Consider the following 14,835-nt stretch of genomic DNA (forward strand, 5'->3'; position numbering starts at 1 on the left):
ATGCCCGTGGCCGAGGATGACCTACAGACCGCGATCGTCGAGCGCCTCGACGATCTGGCGCGCGCGCTGCGACGGCAATCCGCCGGCATCGACCGCCTCGCCGAGGATGCGCGCGCTCGCCAGGCCAAAGACGTTGCGGGGGCGGACATCTCGTTGTTGGTGGACTTGTACGCGGTGCACTCCGATGCCACCGCCTGCGCCGCGACGTCGCGCAGCAACCGGGAGCGAGCCGGATTCGAGGCTCTGGCGGCGGCGTTGGAGCGCCTCATCGCGGGCCGCGGCGGCGAAATCGTGGTGCCGGCGCCGGGGACCGATTTCGACCCCGCGACCATGGACGCGGCGGAGGTCCGGCCCGCCCCTTCGGCAGCTGAGGACCGGCTGGTCGCCGCGCTCCTCACGCCGGGGCTGCGGGTGACGACGACCGGGCGCACCGTCCGGGCCGCCCGGGTCGCGGTGTACCGGCACCGGGCCTAGGTCGTTACTTCCGGCCCGGTGTCCAGTCCATGCCCCAACCGTAGGTGCGGTCCAGCAACGACTGGCCGCCGCGGATGTAGCGCACTTCGCGGTTGATCGTGATCTCGCCGTTGGTGTTCGTCAGCATCGCGATGGCGCACATCCGGGAGCCTGGATCGTGCTCGTCGAGCCGGACCTCGATCTGCGGGCCGGTCTGCGGGAAGACGGTCACCACCGCATTGGCGGCGGCCCAGTTCGGGGTGCCTTCGTAGATGTAGGCGAAGATGAGGACCCGGCGGATGTGGTTCGCCCGCGAGAGGTCGATGAACAGGTCTTCCCCGCCCTGACTCGCCCCCGACCGATCGTCGCCGGAGAGCCAGATGATCTTTGATCCACCGGACAGTGGGCTGACCTGAAACTGGTTGCCGAGCGCCTGCACGACGCCCTTGTCGCCATCGACGAACTCGAACAGGCAGCCCAGGTCGAGGTCGATGTCTCCGCCGGATGCGGCGAGCCGCTTGAAGAATCCGCCGCCGGTTTGCCGTTGGGTCCAGTTCAGGTTTGCCCGGATGACGCCCGAACCGCCACTCCCCTTGCTCAACGAGACTGTCGGCGCCTGTTTGGTGAGCGTCACCTTCGACAGACTGACCGGCGGGCCCTGCGGCGGCGCCGGCGGCTGCTGCTGGTACGGCTGCTGCTGGTAGGGCTGCGGCGGATACGGCGGCGCCGGCGGGTACGGCTGCTGCTGGTAGGGCGGCGGGGGCGGCTGATAGGGCGGTTGCTGCTGATATGGCGGAGGCGGCGGTGGTGGCGGGTACGCCGGAGGCGGGGGTGGTGGCTGATAGGGCGGCGCGGGAGGTGGCGGGGGCGGCTGAGCTGGCGGCGGTTGCGACTGCGCCAGTTGCTTGGGCGGCTTGTTGTAATTGATGGGCATGCCGATGACCCTCCTCTTCGACCTCACAGGACGCCGTGGGGGTGCCGGTGGCCGTCCCCCTCAACCGAGGCTACTTCGTAGCCGCCAGGTATTCGCCGGTCGGTTCCGTCCCAGCGCCCGGCATCACCGACGACGGGTGTCGGGCTGGCCCCGCTGTAGCCAATCGCATTGAACACCAGGCACTTTGAATGGCCCCAGAGATCACCGCACGAATTTTGGCCGGGGTCCGCTCGGCGGCCACCCGGTCCCCGATACCGTGACGACGTGGAAATCAATGGAGCGAGCGCGATCGTCACCGGTGGCGCGTCAGGAATCGGAGCGGCGACTGCGCGTCAGTTGGCCGCCAAGGGTGCCCGGGTCGTGGTTGCCGACCTGCAGGCGGACAAGGGCGAGGCTCTCGCCCACGAAATCGGTGGTGTCTTCGTCACCGTCGACGTCACAAACACTGACCAGATCATCGACGCGGTCAAGACCGCCGCGGACCTCGGTCCGCTGCGCGCCCTGGTCAACTCGGCGGGTATCGGATGGGCCCAGCGCACCATCGGCAAGGACGGCGAATTCTCCTCGGCGCACAACCTGGATGCGTACCGGAAGGTGATCGCCATCAACCTGGTCGGCACCTTCGACTGCATCCGGATCGCCGCGACCCAAATGAGCAAGAACGAACCGACCGAGACCGGGGAACGCGGTGCCATCGTCAACATGACCAGTGTCGCGGCGTTCGACGGTCAGATCGGTCAGGCCGCTTACAGCTCGTCCAAGGGCGGCGTGGTGGGTCTGACCCTGCCGGTCGCGCGCGACTTGTCGGCGGTCGGCGTCCGCGTCAATACCGTCGCCCCCGGCCTGATCGACACCCCGATCTACGGCGAGGGTGAAGCCTCGGAGGCATTCAAAGCCAAACTCGGCGAGTCGGTGCTGTTTCCGCACCGTCTCGGCAAACCCGACGAGTTGGCCTCGATGGTCGTCGAGTTGCTCACCAATTCGTACATGAACGCCGAAGTCGTGCGGGTGGACGGCGGCATCCGGATGCCACCGAAGTAGCCGTTTGGCCGGTGCCCGCACAGTCTTGGCCTGCGGGCACCGGTACACGGTCGACGACGGCAGTCAGAGCGACGAATTCTTCTGCGTCAGAACGACATTCGGCGAAGCACCGAGCGCGAACGTCGCCACGGGGCGATCGACTGGGCTGGATTCATATCTGACCCGGCGATTCCGTTCCCCGGGAGAGCCATAGCTGCGAGAAGCCGAACCGTCAACATGCGGCGCGGCCGTAGCCCGAACATCCATCCGCGTTCGCGACCAAGAGCTGCGTGTGTTCCGGCCGGTCCGGGCGCACCTGCGGGTCAACGTCAGTAGCCGTTCGCGTACGGGAAGTTGGAAGTGAACGGGCACCCGTTCCACGCTTCCGGTGACTTTCGGCGCGCTCCAATGACGGCAAGACATGGTGCGCGCGAAGCAGTTTCGGCTCAATTCCGATCCGACGCGCAAGCGACGTTTCGCACGGAAGCCCACAGCTGTTTCTGCAACCCCACCGCTGCCCGGCCGTGAGAGAGTGCCGACGCGAGTCGAGCCCGGCCATCGCCGGGGACATCTACCCGGCGACTCGCCAAATTTTCACGCATGGTGATTTTAACGGTTAACGTCGGGTAAACTGCCCGTGAACTCCTGGCGCACCGCAGCGGCCGACGGGCAACCACAGGTCCCACCCCACAATCTGCCGGGGGCGTAGCAGAAACGGAGCCTCGTCATGTTCACCCGCCTCGCCGTCTCTGCCGGAACCGTGTTGACTTCGATGCTGGCGCTGAGCGGAGCGGCAATTCTGGGTGGCGGTGCAGCATCTGCCGACTCGAGCCAAGACGACCAGTTCCTGGCCCTGCTGAATCAAAAAGGTGTTTCCGCCCTGTCGGGCGTGCCGAGTCTGATCGCCACGGCGCACGAGATCTGCGGCAATCTTGACGCTGGGGTGTCGGCAAATGCCCTGGTGGACGCCCTGGTAGACAACGCGAACAACGTCACTCCGGGTGCCGAGCGAGGCCGACTCGTGCGTACCGAAGGCCGGTTCCTTGCTGCGGCAGTAGAGGCCTACTGTCCCAACAATCTCGGCAGGATAGGTTCTGTCCCTGCCGGCTGGAACAACGCGACGCACCGGGTGGTACTTGCTTCGCGGATCAAAGAGACCAACCCGGACAACCCGTCACCGCCGGTACCAGGTGGACCCGACATCCAGATCCTGACGCCGCCACAGGCGGCGGCTCCCCCTCCAGCACGCAAGGTGGCGCCCCCCGTCGTCGGTCCTCCGCCAGGGGGCGGCGGCGGAGGCGGCGGCACTGGTGGCGGTACCGGCGGAGCGGCCCCGCTACCGCCCGTCGAACCCGGCATCATCGCGCTCGCGCCGTAACAAAACTGCTCGCTCACCCGCAGCCGCGCCTGTGAGCTGCTATTTTGCCGGCGTGGATTAGCGACGCACACGACACGGCGTCGATTCGGTATCAGCTGGCAAACGCTACTTCTTTTCGCAGCAGTCAGATTGTTAACGTCGCGCGATGCAGGACACGTCGGTGAATTCATGCCTCCGACAATCACGTTCATTTTCCCGACGTGAAGTGATGCGCTATGCCGTTGCCATGTCTGTGTTGCCGGGGATCTGCACGGTCTCGGCGTATGGCGGCGTCCCTGAGGCCGCGGCGGCCGCCCCCAAATTAATCGACTTCGCCATGCACCAGATTCCGGCGGAGCACATTCGAGCAGCGGGCTATTCGGGCGTCATCAATTACGTCTCGCTGTCGCGCCCCGGTTCGTCCTTCGACGCCAAGCCGATCACCCGGCCCTACGCCGAACAGCTGAAAGCTGCGGGGCTGATGATCGTCAGCAATTACCAGTACGGCAAGCCCGGCGGGACAGCGCCGTCGGATTTCAAGCGTGGGTTCGACGGTGGTGTCGCCGACGCTCGCACCGCCTGGAAGCTGCACACCGAGGCCGGCGGCGGCCAGAGTGCGCCCATCTTCTTCACTATCGACGAGGACATCAACCGCGACACCTGGAACACCGTGGCGCTGAAGTGGTTTCGCGGTATCAATTCGGTGCTGGGCGTGCAGCGCACCGGCGTCTACGGCGGCATTGACGTGTGCCAGTGGGCCGCTGCCGACGGGGTCATCGGCAACTCGCGCACGCCGGGCCACCGGTGGGCCTGGCAGACCAAGGCGTGGTCGGGCAGTCGAGTCGATCCTGCCGCGGTCCTCTACCAACGAGTGGTCAGCACGGCGTCGAATCCCGGCCCGACCGTCGGGGGGCAGGAAGTCGACGTCAACGACGTCCTCGCCCAGGATTGCGGGCAGTGGAGTCTGCATCCGTGAGCGCGGGGCAACGTCGTTCATCCCCACGGGGTGGAGTTGCGTCCGGCAGGATCTGAAATCCAGCAGCGGGTGCCGGCGAGCACTGCCGCGTGCACCGCTCGCGCGATCCGGGCGCCGACCACAGAGCGGGGCCCACCGTATGCCTTCGCAGTTCCGTCCGTCGGGCAGTGCACGACGATCGCGTCCGAGGCGGTTCCGCTGGCCTGTACTTCAGCCTCGTACAACGCCTGCACTTTCGCCTCCGTCGCAGTAGTTACCGCGTTGACCAGAGCTGCCTCGGACAGCCGCTGCGGCACCTCGACCACAACGTTGATGGTGCCCACCCGGTACTCGTCGCCGGCTAGCAACGGTCGGTAATCGACGGTCTCGAACACGCCACCTTCGCCTGTTCTTACGCCGCAAGGCAATTCGCGGCGAAGGTGCCGGTCAGGTGCTGCTGCCCAGGTCGGGTGCGAGAGCCCGACTGTCGCGGTCGCAACCACGCCGGTGTCTTCGGCCAGCCGGTACCGGGAGACGTCAACGGCGGTGAGCAGCCCGCAACCGGTGCCGGCGAGCTGGAGCGCGGCACCGATCTCCGCCAGGTGACGATCCGGGTCGGTCCGGTCGTAATCGAACGGGACCGTCGCGTTGAGCACCCAGTTCCGGGCGGCGATGCCGCCGCCGAGCGGACCCGACGACACGCACAGCCGAGGCTCGGCGAATTGCCACAGAAGTACCGGCAGCGAACGCGCCTGTTCCACGCGTGCGGTCAACCTGGGATGCATAGCTTCATCCTGGCCTAATATCCAGGTGTCGAAACCAGGGTGCCAGCGAACCTCGTGCTACGCGCATGAGTACGAATCGATTAGGGATCTAGTCGCGCCGGTCGGCTTCATTTTGACGAGAGTCTTGACGCGGATCTTGTCTGGCCCATCGGTAGGTCTGTGACCTGCTTGTATCTGAGTGGAGCTAAGGGGACTCGAACCCCTGACCCCCACACTGCCAGTGTGGTGCGCTACCAGCTGCGCCATAGCCCCAAATGTCGTGCCAGTCGAAGCTACACCACCGGCAACCGTGGTTCAAAGTTGCTGGTCAGGCTGACCCACCACCCGACACCGCCTGCGCCAGCCCGGTCGAGGTATCCGCGGCCGGCCGCGTCTCCGGCCCCAGCAACCACCCGACAGCGGCGATCAGCAGCACGATTCCGCTGATCGCGAAGCTCCATGCGTAGCTCACGTGCCCGGCGACCCATCCCACGGTGGTGGCGCCGACGATGGCACCCAGATCCGACACCATCTGCACCATCGCCACCGGCGCGCCGGCACGTGCCTCACTTCCGAGGATGTCCGCGACCGCGGCCTGCATCGGTGACATGTAGATGCCCGTCGTCACTCCGCCTACGAACGCCGCGACCAGAAACCACAGCAACGACGTCGCAAAGCCCAGCCAGGCGGTCGCCACGCCGGTCGCCGCCAGCCCGACGATCAGCAACGTACGACGCCCTATCCGATCAGAGAGGTCGCCGACGGGCACGACGGGTAACGCATTGCCGACGGCAAATGTCGCCAGCGCCAGACCGATGACCCCGACGCTGCGGCCCATCACGTCGGTGACGAACAACGGGACGAGCGCGACCCGAAGCCCGAACGCCGACCAACCTGTCGCGAAGTTGGCGAGTAGCGACGTCCAGTACGCGCGGACGCGCAGCGCTTGGCGCATCGTCACGGTTGATCGCGTCGGGAGCCCGGGAGCCGTCAACTCCGAGTTCCGCAAGCTGTAGAACAACACCACGACGACAACCAGGAGTGCGGCTCCGTAGGCGAGGAACGGCGCGGCTAGTCCCCCACCGGCGGCCAGACCGCCCACCGCCGGGCCGCCGACCGCACCCACCATGAAGGATGTGGTGAACAACCCGGCGACGCGCCCGCGCGCATCGGGAGGACTGATGTGAATCAGCAAGCCGAGCGCCGAGACGAAGAACATCGTCGAGCCGACACCACTGAGGGCACGCAAAACCGTTAACTGCCAATAAGTTTGAGAAAACGGGCATGCCGCGGTGGTCACCGCCACGATCAGCACACCGGTGATATAGATGCGCCGCTCCCCCAACCGCTGGACCAGCGCACCGCTCATCGGGGCAAACAACATGCGGCTCAACGCGAAAACGGTGACCAGAAAGGTCACCGCATCGATGCTGACGCCGAATGTGCGCGCAAAGGAAGGCATCACCGGCGAGATGACCCCGTAGCCCAGCGCGACCACCACGTTCGCCCCGCTGAGAAGCCAGACTTCGCGCGGCAGCGGGGTAGTCCCGCGACCCCTCGGGCGCGCAAGTCGCAGGGTATTGGTCACCCAATGACTTTATTGACCACCTCGCGAGCCGTTTCCTGCACCTCCGCCAAATGCCTGGGCCCCAGGAACGACTCGGCATAGATTTTGTAGACGTCCTCGGTGCCCGAGGGCCGCGCAGCAAACCAGGCGTTCGCGGTGACCACCTTCAGCCCACCCAGCGGTGCACCGTTGCCCGGCGCGGCGGTCAGCTTGGCTTCGATCGGCTCCCCCGCCAGTTCGGTCGCCGACACCTCCTCGGAAGACAATCGCGACAGCCGGGCCTTCTGCTCCCGGTCGGCCGGCGCATCAACTCGCGCATAAAACGGCTCGCCATACGAACCCACCAGCTCTCGGTACCGCTGCGACGGGGTCCGACCGGTTACCGCCAAGATCTCCGAGGCCAGCAACGCCAGAATGATGCCGTCCTTGTCGGTGGTCCACACCGATCCGTCGCGCCGCAGGAACGACGCCCCCGCCGACTCCTCTCCACCGAAGCCGATGGTGCCGCCGATCAGCCCGTCGACGAACCACTTGAATCCCACCGGCACCTCCACCAGCGAACGCCCGATGCCCGCCACCACCCGGTCGATGATCGACGAACTCACCGCGGTCTTGCCGACCCCCACCTCGCCGGGCCACCCGGGCCGGTGCGTGAACAGGTAGTCGATCGCGACCGCCAGGTAATGGTTCGGATTCAGCAGCCCCCCGTCCGGGGTGACGATGCCGTGCCGGTCGGAGTCGGCATCGTTACCGGTGGCGATCTGATAGTGGTCCCGATTGGCGATCAGCCCGGCCATCGCATCCGGTGAGCTGCAGTCCATCCGGATCTTCCCGTCGTGATCCAGCGTCATGAACCGCCAGGTTGCGTCGACCAGCGGGTTGACCACGGTCAGGTCCAAATCGAAGCGCGATGCGATCTCGCCCCAGTAGTCCACGCTGGCCCCGCCGAGCGGGTCGGCGCCGATGCGCACCCCCGCTGCGCGCACCGCCTCGATGTCCACCACGTTCGGCAGATCTTCGACGTAGGCAGCCAGATAGTCGTGTCGCTGTGCCGAACCCAATGCACGCGCCAACGGCACCCGCCGCACCGCCGACAGCCCGTCACGCAGAATCTCGTTGGCGCGCTTGGCAATCACGCCAGTCGCGTCGCTGTCGGCCGGGCCGCCATTGGGCGGGTTGTACTTGAAGCCACCGTCCGAGGGCGGGTTGTGCGACGGCGTCACCACGATCCCGTCAGCCAACCCGTCCTTGCGTCCGCGGTTGTAGGTCAAGATGGCGTGACTAATCGCCGGAGTCGGGGTGTAGCGGTCGCGGCTGTCTACGGCAGCCAGGACGTCGTTGCCGGCCAGCACCTCCAGCGCCGTGACCCAGGCGGGCTCCGAAAGGCCATGTGTGTCACGGCCGATGAACAACGGACCGGTCGTGCCCTGCCCGGCCCGATACTCCACGATGGCCTGGGTAGTCGCCAGGATGTGCGCCTCGTTGAACGCACTGTTCAATGCCGAGCCCCGATGGCCCGAGGTACCGAACACCACCTGTTGCGCCACATCGTCGGGATCGGGCTGCACCGAGTAATACGCCGTCACCAGATGCGGCAGATCGACGAGGTCATCGGGTTGCGCCGGTCGACCGGCTCGCGGGTGGGCCATGGTCACAATTCTGCCCATAGGCCACGGCACCGCCCTAAGCTGCTAGGCGCACAGTTGGCACACGAGAGGGAAACAACCGGTGGCACGCCACGACTATCGGGAGTTGGCAGCGATTTTCGCCGGCGGCGCGCTGGGCTCGCTGGCCCGCGCCGCCCTCGCCACCCTTGCCGTCCCCGACCCGGCGCGCTGGCCATGGCCGACGTTCGCGGTCAACATCGTCGGCGCTTTCCTGGTCGGTTACTTCACCACCCGACTGCTGGAACGGTTGCCGCTGTCCAGTTATCGCCGCCCGCTGCTCGGCACCGGTCTGTGCGGCGGACTGACCACGTTCTCCACGATGCAGGTCGAGACGGTCCGGATGATCGAGCACGGACACTGGGCGCTGGCCGGCGCGTACACCGTCGTCAGCATCACGCTGGGACTGCTGGCGGTCTACCTGGCTACCGCCCTGGTGCGCCGGGTCCGGCTCCGATGACTACGGTCCTGCTCTGGCTCGCCGTCATGCTCATCGGCGGTGTCGGATCGGTCGCCCGCTTCCTGGTGGACCGTTCGGTCGCGCGCCGAACGCCCGGCCCGTTCCCCTACGGCACTTTGACGGTGAACCTGACCGGCGCGGCGTTGCTCGGCTTCCTGGGCGGTCTGGCGCTGTCCAAGGACGCCGCGCTGCTGGCCGGAACCGCCTTCGTCGGCGCCTACACCACGTTTTCCACCTGGATGCTCGAGACTCAGCGGCTCAGCGAGGAACGGCAGTTGCTCGCGTCGTTCGCCAACATCGCCGTCAGCGTGCTCCTCGGACTGGCCGCAGTCGTGCTCGGCCAGCAGATCGCGGGCCTGATATGAGCGAGCAGAGCCTGAAACTCACCGCGTATTTCGGCGAACGGCAGCGCGCTGTCGGCGCACCGCGCCGGTTCCTGGCCGACGCCATGTTGGATGTGTTCGGCTCTCGCGGCGTCGCCACCAGCGTGATGATGCGCGGCATCTCCGGCTTCGGCTCGAAAGGTGAACTGCGCAGCGATCGTTCGCTCAGCTTGTCCGAAGACCCGCCGGTAACGATCGCCGCCGTTGACGTTTCGTCCAAGATCGGTCCCCTGGTCGACGAGGTCGCTGCGATCACCGGCCGCGGGCTGGTGACGCTGGAACGTGCCCGCCTGGTCACCAAGGACAGCGGACCCGACGCAGCCACCGACTTCGACAGCCGAACCGGGGATGCCGCGAAGCTGACTGTATACGTCGGCCGCCAGGTGCGGGTGGCCGGCCGACCGGCGCACCTCGCCGTTTGCGAACTACTGCATCGGCAAGGATTCGCCGGTGCCACAGTGTTTCTCGGCGTCGACGGCACCGTGCACGGTGAGCGCGAGCGAGCCCGGTTCTTCGGGCGCAACGTCAACGTGCCGCAGATGATCATCGCGGTGGGGTTGCCGGCCCAGGTGTCCGCGGCGATGGCCGAACTGGCGCAACTGTTACCCAACCCGCTGCTGACCGTGGAACGGGTCCGGCTGTGCAAACGCGACGGCGAGATGTTCGCCCGCCCCCAGGAGTTGCCGCCGACCGACAACCAGGGGCGCACCCTGTGGCAGAAACTCATGGTCCACACCGGCGAGGCAACTCTGCACGACGGCCAACCGCTCCACCGCGCCATCGTGCACCGATTGTTGCAGTCCAAGTCCGCGCGTGGCGCCACGGTCCTGCGTGGCACCTGGGGCTTTCAGGGAAACCATAAGCCTCACGGAGACAAGCTTTTTCAGCTTGTCCGCAGCGTGCCAGTGACCACTGTCATCGTGGACACACCCGAGGCGATCGCGCGCAGCTTCGACGTCGTCGACACGGTGACCACCCGGCACGGATTGGTCACCAGCGAGATGGTTCCCGCGGCAATGGCTCTGGACGGAACGCAGAACTGGACCGGAACACCATTGGCGGAGTACGACTACTGACCGATGCCGTTCAGCAGCGCATCCAGCAGTGCGTCCAACCGGGTCGGACTGGCTCCGTGGTTCAGTGCGTGCAGTAGCAACGTGCCGATCAGTGCGTCGGCGACGGCATCCAGATCCGCGTCGTCACGAATTTGCTTGTCGCGCATGCCTTGACGAAGCCGCGTCATCAGTCCTTCGTGTTGCGGCGCGCTCAACTGCTGATACAGCGCGACCCCGTCGGACGAGTTCGCGGCCGCGGCCGCGACCAGAGCTCGGATTAGCGCACCGTTGGGCGCCTCGGCCAGAAAGTTCGCGTGGTCGTTGAGCCAGGAACGCAGATCGGCTCGGATGTCACCGGTGTCGGCGACCGGAAACGAGCCTGACCCGCCATACGCCTCCAGGACCGCTTCGGCCACCAGCGGCGCTTTGGAAGGCCAGCGCCGGTAGACGGTCTTCTTCCCCACCCCGGCATGGGCGGCAACGCTTTCCATGGACAGTTCGGCGTAGCTGCCCGCCGCCAGCAGGTCACGTGCGGCGGTCAGGATCGCGCGGTCGAGTTGCCTGTCGCGTGGGCGGCCTGGTTGCGTTACCGTCATAAGGAAACGATACGTGTCGTATCTTCGCCAAGGCAACGGAAGGATCCGCTGTGACCGCATCGCTCTCGGTGCCCAAGACGTGGGACGACATCACTTCAGGGTGGATGTCGGCGGCGCTGGTCAGCCGGTTCCCCGGCGTCGTCGTGGAGTCGGTCACCGTTGCGGACCGCGACGACGGGACCAACCGGCGCGCGCGTCTGGCGCTGACCTACGCCGCCGGCGCCGGCCCGGCCACGGTGTTCGCCAAAGCCGCCGACCCCGCGCACAAAGAGATGATCCGCATGACCAGCGGCATGTTCCACGAGCCGCGGCTTTTCATCTGCGGCGTCGAATTACCACTCGAGCACCCCGAGGTCTATACCGCCTTGATCGACAAGGACGACTACGACTTCGTGATGATCATGGAGGATCTGAGTGCGCGCGGCGCCGATCCGCGGGACGCGACCCGGCCCATGTCGGTCGAGCAGGTCGCCTCCGGCGTACAAGGGTTGGCCCGGATGCACGGCAGATATTGGGGCCACCGGCTGGCCGCGTACCCCGCACTGGACTGGCTCGAGCCCTTTTTGCCCTGGGACGGAATGCAATACGCGCCGCTGCACGAAGCTCAGGCGCGCCTGGGCGACGACGCGCCCGCCGAGGTGCTGTCGCTCAACGCCGACCAGCTGATCGAATCCATCTGGAAGCCGTACATCCGCACCCTCACCACCACGCCGCAGACCTTGCTGCACGGCGACCCGCACATCGGCAACACTTATCTGCTGGCCGACGGGGAGGTGGGCTTCCTGGATTGGCAGGTCGCCCGCCACGGCAACTGGTCGCTGGACCTGGGCTATTTCCTGCAGGGTGCCCTGACCGTCGCGGATCGCCGCAACAGCGAACGTGAATTGCTGGAGATCTATCGCGGCGCACTCGGACTGCCCGCCGCCGAGTTGCCCAGCAGCGGCGAGGTCTGGCTGCGCTACCGCGCTTCAGTGGCCCACGGGCTGGCCATCTGGTTGTGCACCGCCTCCGCCGGTGACCTGTGGCAACGACCGGACATCGCTATCGCACTGGCACAACGGTATTCAGCGGCCTATGCGGATCTGGACACCGCCGCCGCACTGCGTGAGATCAGTGGGTGATCAAGCCGTCACGGCGCGCCGAGGCCCAACTCGGCAACGGTCAGTAGTGGTAGGTGTCCGACGGTGCCGGTGAATGCCCCTGCTCGTCCTCGAACGTCGACGCCTCGATGCCATACGACCGGGCCAGGTCGAGAATCTTGGTCGCCCGCGCGATGCGGGGCAGATCCGACCCGTTGCGGATCTCTCCCCCGTCGCGTTCGAACTCAGCGAAAAACTCTTTCGCCCAACCGATTTCGTCCTGAGATGGCGACAATCCCTCGTTCACCACAGCACACTGATCCGGCGAGAGACAGATCTTGCCGGTCATGCCGAACTCGACCGACACGGCGCTGGCCTCGATCAGCTTGAGCGGGTTGGACCCGATGGTCGGGCCGTCGATGGCGCTGGGCAGGCCGGCCGCCTTGGCCGCAATGGTGAACCGGGACCGCGCATAAGCCAGCGTGGACGCGTCTTCGCCGAACCCGGTGTCGCGACGAAAGTCGCCGATGCCGAAGGCGAGCCGGAAAGTGCCCTTGGCCGCGGCGATCTCGGTGATGCGCTCCAGCCCTCGGGCTGTTTCTACCAGCGCCACGATCGGCACGTTGGGCAGCCGTTTCGCGGTCTCGGTGACGTGGTCCACCGATTCGACCATCGCCAGCATCACCCCGCCCACCGGGGTACCGGCCAACTGGGCCAAATCATCTGCCCACCAAGGGGTCCCGAAGCCGTTGATCCGAACCCAGTCATTGTTGTCGGCGGACAACCACCGCACCACGTTGTCGCGGGCGCTGACCTTGTCCTTGGGCGCGACCGCGTCCTCGATGTCGAAGACCACGATGTCGGCACGGGAGCGCGCCGCGGCTTCGAACCGATCAGCGTGTGTGCCGTTGACCAGCAACCAACTGCGTGCCAGCACCGGATCGATGCGTGAGCCGATGTCGGTGGGGTCCGTCGTGGTGTCGGTGTTGCCCTGTTCGTACACGTCCCCAACCGTAGCGACACCGCAATCCGGTCAGAGCTGGGCCCACACCGACTTCGTCTTCATGTACATGTCGATGCCCTCGCGGCCGAACTCGTGACCCCAGCCGGACTGCTTGTGACCACCGAAGGGCACATCGTGATCGAACACCAGCTGGCAGTTCACCTGCACGCTGCCCGCCTGCAGCCGCTTGACGATCCGGTGTGCGCGCCCCAGGTTCTCCGTCCAGGCGGTGGCGGCCAGGCCGTAGGTGGTGTCGTTGGCCATGGCCACGGCCTCGTCTTCGTCGTCGAACGGCAGGATGCTGACCACCGGTCCGAAGATCTCCTGCTGGTACAGCCGCATCCCGGGGTCGACGTTGGTCAGCACCGTGGGATGCACGAAGTAGCCTTTGCGGTCCAGACGGTAACCCCCGGCCACCACGTCGACCCCGTCGTTCTTGCCTTCGTCGATGAAGCCCATCACCCGGGTCAGCTGCTTCTGGCTGATCAGCGGGCCGCTGACGCAGCCCTCCTCACTGGGGGCGCCGAGCTTGAACGTGTTGGCCATCATCGAGATGCCTTCCACGACCTGGTCGTACACGCCGCGTTGCGCGAAGATCCGTGACCCGCACACGCAACCCTGCCCGGAGTGCACGAAGATGCCCAGCGACGCCATCAGAATGGTCTTGCTCATGTCGGCGTCGTCGAAAATCAGCACGGGCGACTTTCCGCCGAGTTCGAGGGTCACCTTCTTGAGGTTGCCCGCCGACGCGCGGACGATCTCCTTGCCCACTTCGGTCGAACCGGTGAACGCCACCTTCTCGACGCCGGGGTGCGCGGTGATCGCCGCACCCGCGGTGTGCCCATATCCGGTCAGTAGGTTGACCACACCGTCGGGCACGCCGGCCTCGTGGATCAGCCGATCAAGTAGCAGCGCCGAGAGCGGGGTCTCCTCGGCGGGCTTGACCAGCATGCTGCAGCCGGCGGCCAGCGCGGGCGCCAGCTTCGCACACGCGTTGAAGATCGGACCGTTCCACGGGAAGATCAGCCCGACCACGCCGTAGGGCTCCTTGAGCGTGTAGGCGTGCATGTTGACGAAGGCGTCCGTCGCGATGCCATCGGTTTTGACGTCGTAGGCGACGCCGTTGATCTTGGAACACCAACCGGCGTAGTAGCGGAAGAATTCTGAACAGGTGGACATCTGCAGCTGCGCCTGCATCAGTGGCATGCCGGTGTTGAGCGAGTCGAGTTGCGCGAATTCCTCGGCATGCTCGTCGATCAGATCGGCGATGCGCCACATGACTTTTGCCCGTGCGCGTCCCGGCAACTGGGACCAGACCCCGGAGTCGAAAGCTGCCCGGGCCCGCTCGACGGCGTTGTTGACGGCTTCCTCGCCGCAGTCGGTGAATTCAGTGATCTGTTCTTCGGTCGCCGGATTGATGACCGGGATGACATCTCCGGTGCCGGGGCGTTCACGGATTTCGTCCAGTACCGCATGCAGGGTCATCGTCGATCCTCTTTCGTCTCGAATGCTGAGCACTTGCTTAGCACCGTCAGTGGCGTGGGG

The 14,835-nt window shown here is 66.2% G+C and carries 15 protein-coding genes and 1 tRNA gene; 8 read left to right on the top strand and 8 right to left on the bottom strand.

Annotated elements, in window-relative coordinates; genetic code table 11:
- Nucleotides 1-6 precede the first annotated feature (6 nt).
- A complete protein-coding gene (locus AC5Y6Y_RS07655) occupies nt 7-474 on the top strand; it encodes a nucleotide exchange factor GrpE (RefSeq protein WP_473139017.1) in 468 nt (155 codons plus the stop codon).
- 4 nt (nt 475-478) lie between these two features.
- Here AC5Y6Y_RS07655 and AC5Y6Y_RS07660 read toward each other — a convergent pair whose 3' ends face one another.
- Nucleotides 479-1,387 (bottom strand): TerD family protein, encoded by a 909-nt coding sequence (locus AC5Y6Y_RS07660; protein ID WP_499929591.1) that lies wholly within the window; start codon nt 1,385-1,387, stop codon nt 479-481.
- A gap of 264 nt (nt 1,388-1,651) precedes the next feature.
- On the opposite strand from AC5Y6Y_RS07660, the gene AC5Y6Y_RS07665 reads away from it, so the two are divergent.
- The 3 genes from AC5Y6Y_RS07665 to AC5Y6Y_RS07675 all read left to right on the top strand — a co-directional run bounded on the left by AC5Y6Y_RS07665 (nt 1,652) and on the right by AC5Y6Y_RS07675 (nt 4,740).
- The gene (locus tag AC5Y6Y_RS07665; RefSeq protein ID WP_473139019.1) at nt 1,652-2,428 is read left to right on the top strand and encodes an SDR family NAD(P)-dependent oxidoreductase; all 777 of its coding nucleotides are present in this window, start codon (nt 1,652-1,654) and stop codon (nt 2,426-2,428) included.
- Between the two features lie 706 nt (nt 2,429-3,134).
- On the top strand, nt 3,135-3,785 hold the full coding sequence (locus tag AC5Y6Y_RS07670) for a DUF732 domain-containing protein (protein WP_473139020.1): 651 nt from the start codon (nt 3,135-3,137) through the stop codon (nt 3,783-3,785).
- Nucleotides 3,786-3,930: 145 nt separating this feature from the next.
- On the top strand, nt 3,931-4,740 hold the full coding sequence (locus tag AC5Y6Y_RS07675; protein WP_473139021.1) for a DUF1906 domain-containing protein: 810 nt from the start codon (nt 3,931-3,933) through the stop codon (nt 4,738-4,740).
- Nucleotides 4,741-4,757: 17 nt separating this feature from the next.
- On the opposite strand, the gene AC5Y6Y_RS07680 is transcribed toward AC5Y6Y_RS07675, so the two are convergent.
- The 4 genes from AC5Y6Y_RS07680 to pgm all read right to left on the bottom strand — a co-directional run bounded on the left by AC5Y6Y_RS07680 (nt 4,758) and on the right by pgm (nt 8,699).
- On the bottom strand, nt 4,758-5,504 hold the full coding sequence (locus AC5Y6Y_RS07680; RefSeq protein WP_473139022.1) for an adenosylcobinamide amidohydrolase: 747 nt from the start codon (nt 5,502-5,504) through the stop codon (nt 4,758-4,760).
- 179 nt (nt 5,505-5,683) lie between these two features.
- A tRNA-Ala gene (locus AC5Y6Y_RS07685) sits at nt 5,684-5,756 on the bottom strand.
- 55 nt (nt 5,757-5,811) lie between these two features.
- Complete coding sequence (locus AC5Y6Y_RS07690; protein WP_473139262.1) at nt 5,812-6,981, bottom strand: MFS transporter; 1,170 nt, start codon at nt 6,979-6,981, stop codon at nt 5,812-5,814.
- A gap of 86 nt (nt 6,982-7,067) precedes the next feature.
- Entirely contained in the window at nt 7,068-8,699 is a 1,632-nt protein-coding gene (gene pgm / locus AC5Y6Y_RS07695; RefSeq protein ID WP_473139023.1) for a phosphoglucomutase (alpha-D-glucose-1,6-bisphosphate-dependent), read from the bottom strand.
- A gap of 79 nt (nt 8,700-8,778) precedes the next feature.
- On the opposite strand from pgm, the gene crcB (AC5Y6Y_RS07700) reads away from it, so the two are divergent.
- The 3 genes from crcB (AC5Y6Y_RS07700) to AC5Y6Y_RS07710 are packed head-to-tail and all read left to right on the top strand — an operon-like array spanning nt 8,779 to nt 10,633.
- The gene (gene crcB / locus AC5Y6Y_RS07700; RefSeq protein ID WP_463827730.1) at nt 8,779-9,174 is read left to right on the top strand and encodes a fluoride efflux transporter CrcB; all 396 of its coding nucleotides are present in this window, start codon (nt 8,779-8,781) and stop codon (nt 9,172-9,174) included.
- Entirely contained in the window at nt 9,171-9,539 is a 369-nt protein-coding gene (crcB, locus tag AC5Y6Y_RS07705) for a fluoride efflux transporter CrcB (RefSeq protein WP_463827729.1), read from the top strand. The genes crcB (AC5Y6Y_RS07700) and crcB (AC5Y6Y_RS07705) overlap by 4 nt, the downstream gene beginning before the upstream one ends.
- Entirely contained in the window at nt 9,536-10,633 is a 1,098-nt protein-coding gene (locus AC5Y6Y_RS07710) for a DUF190 domain-containing protein (protein ID WP_473139024.1), read from the top strand. The genes crcB (AC5Y6Y_RS07705) and AC5Y6Y_RS07710 overlap by 4 nt, the downstream gene beginning before the upstream one ends.
- Here the strand turns inward: AC5Y6Y_RS07710 and AC5Y6Y_RS07715 are convergent.
- Nucleotides 10,627-11,208 (bottom strand): TetR/AcrR family transcriptional regulator, encoded by a 582-nt coding sequence (locus tag AC5Y6Y_RS07715; RefSeq protein ID WP_473139025.1) that lies wholly within the window; start codon nt 11,206-11,208, stop codon nt 10,627-10,629. The two genes, AC5Y6Y_RS07710 and AC5Y6Y_RS07715, sit on opposite strands and share 7 nt — an antisense overlap.
- 104 nt (nt 11,209-11,312) lie before the next feature.
- On the opposite strand from AC5Y6Y_RS07715, the gene AC5Y6Y_RS07720 reads away from it, so the two are divergent.
- Nucleotides 11,313-12,329, top strand: a complete 1,017-nt coding sequence (locus AC5Y6Y_RS07720; RefSeq protein ID WP_473139263.1) for a phosphotransferase — start codon at nt 11,313-11,315, stop codon at nt 12,327-12,329.
- A 40-nt stretch (nt 12,330-12,369) separates the two neighbouring features.
- Here the strand turns inward: AC5Y6Y_RS07720 and AC5Y6Y_RS07725 are convergent, their stop codons facing one another.
- Nucleotides 12,370-13,290, bottom strand: coding sequence for an HpcH/HpaI aldolase/citrate lyase family protein (locus AC5Y6Y_RS07725; protein WP_463827726.1), 921 nt, complete (start codon nt 13,288-13,290; stop codon nt 12,370-12,372).
- A 30-nt stretch (nt 13,291-13,320) separates the two neighbouring features.
- Nucleotides 13,321-14,775: an aldehyde dehydrogenase family protein gene (locus tag AC5Y6Y_RS07730; protein ID WP_463827725.1), complete on the bottom strand. Its 1,455-nt coding sequence runs from the start codon at nt 14,773-14,775 to the stop codon at nt 13,321-13,323.
- Nucleotides 14,776-14,835: the final 60 nt, after the last annotated feature.

It is taken from the genome of Mycobacterium sp. NGS24 (assembly GCF_059813065.1).

Coding starts and splice junctions, on each gene's coding strand:
- AC5Y6Y_RS07715 (WP_473139025.1), bottom strand. CDS start 11,208: ATGACGGTAACGCAACCAGGCCGCCCACGCGACAGGCAACTCGACCGC.
- AC5Y6Y_RS07730 (WP_463827725.1), bottom strand. CDS start 14,775: ATGACCCTGCATGCGGTACTGGACGAAATCCGTGAACGCCCCGGCACC.
- AC5Y6Y_RS07680 (WP_473139022.1), bottom strand. CDS start 5,504: ATGCATCCCAGGTTGACCGCACGCGTGGAACAGGCGCGTTCGCTGCCG.
- AC5Y6Y_RS07670 (WP_473139020.1), top strand. CDS start 3,135: ATGTTCACCCGCCTCGCCGTCTCTGCCGGAACCGTGTTGACTTCGATG.
- AC5Y6Y_RS07660 (WP_499929591.1), bottom strand. CDS start 1,387: ATGCCCATCAATTACAACAAGCCGCCCAAGCAACTGGCGCAGTCGCAA.
- AC5Y6Y_RS07720 (WP_473139263.1), top strand. CDS start 11,313: ATGTCGGCGGCGCTGGTCAGCCGGTTCCCCGGCGTCGTCGTGGAGTCG.
- AC5Y6Y_RS07675 (WP_473139021.1), top strand. CDS start 3,931: ATGCAGGACACGTCGGTGAATTCATGCCTCCGACAATCACGTTCATTT.
- AC5Y6Y_RS07710 (WP_473139024.1), top strand. CDS start 9,536: ATGAGCGAGCAGAGCCTGAAACTCACCGCGTATTTCGGCGAACGGCAG.
- crcB (WP_463827729.1), top strand. CDS start 9,171: ATGACTACGGTCCTGCTCTGGCTCGCCGTCATGCTCATCGGCGGTGTC.
- pgm (WP_473139023.1), bottom strand. CDS start 8,699: ATGGCCCACCCGCGAGCCGGTCGACCGGCGCAACCCGATGACCTCGTC.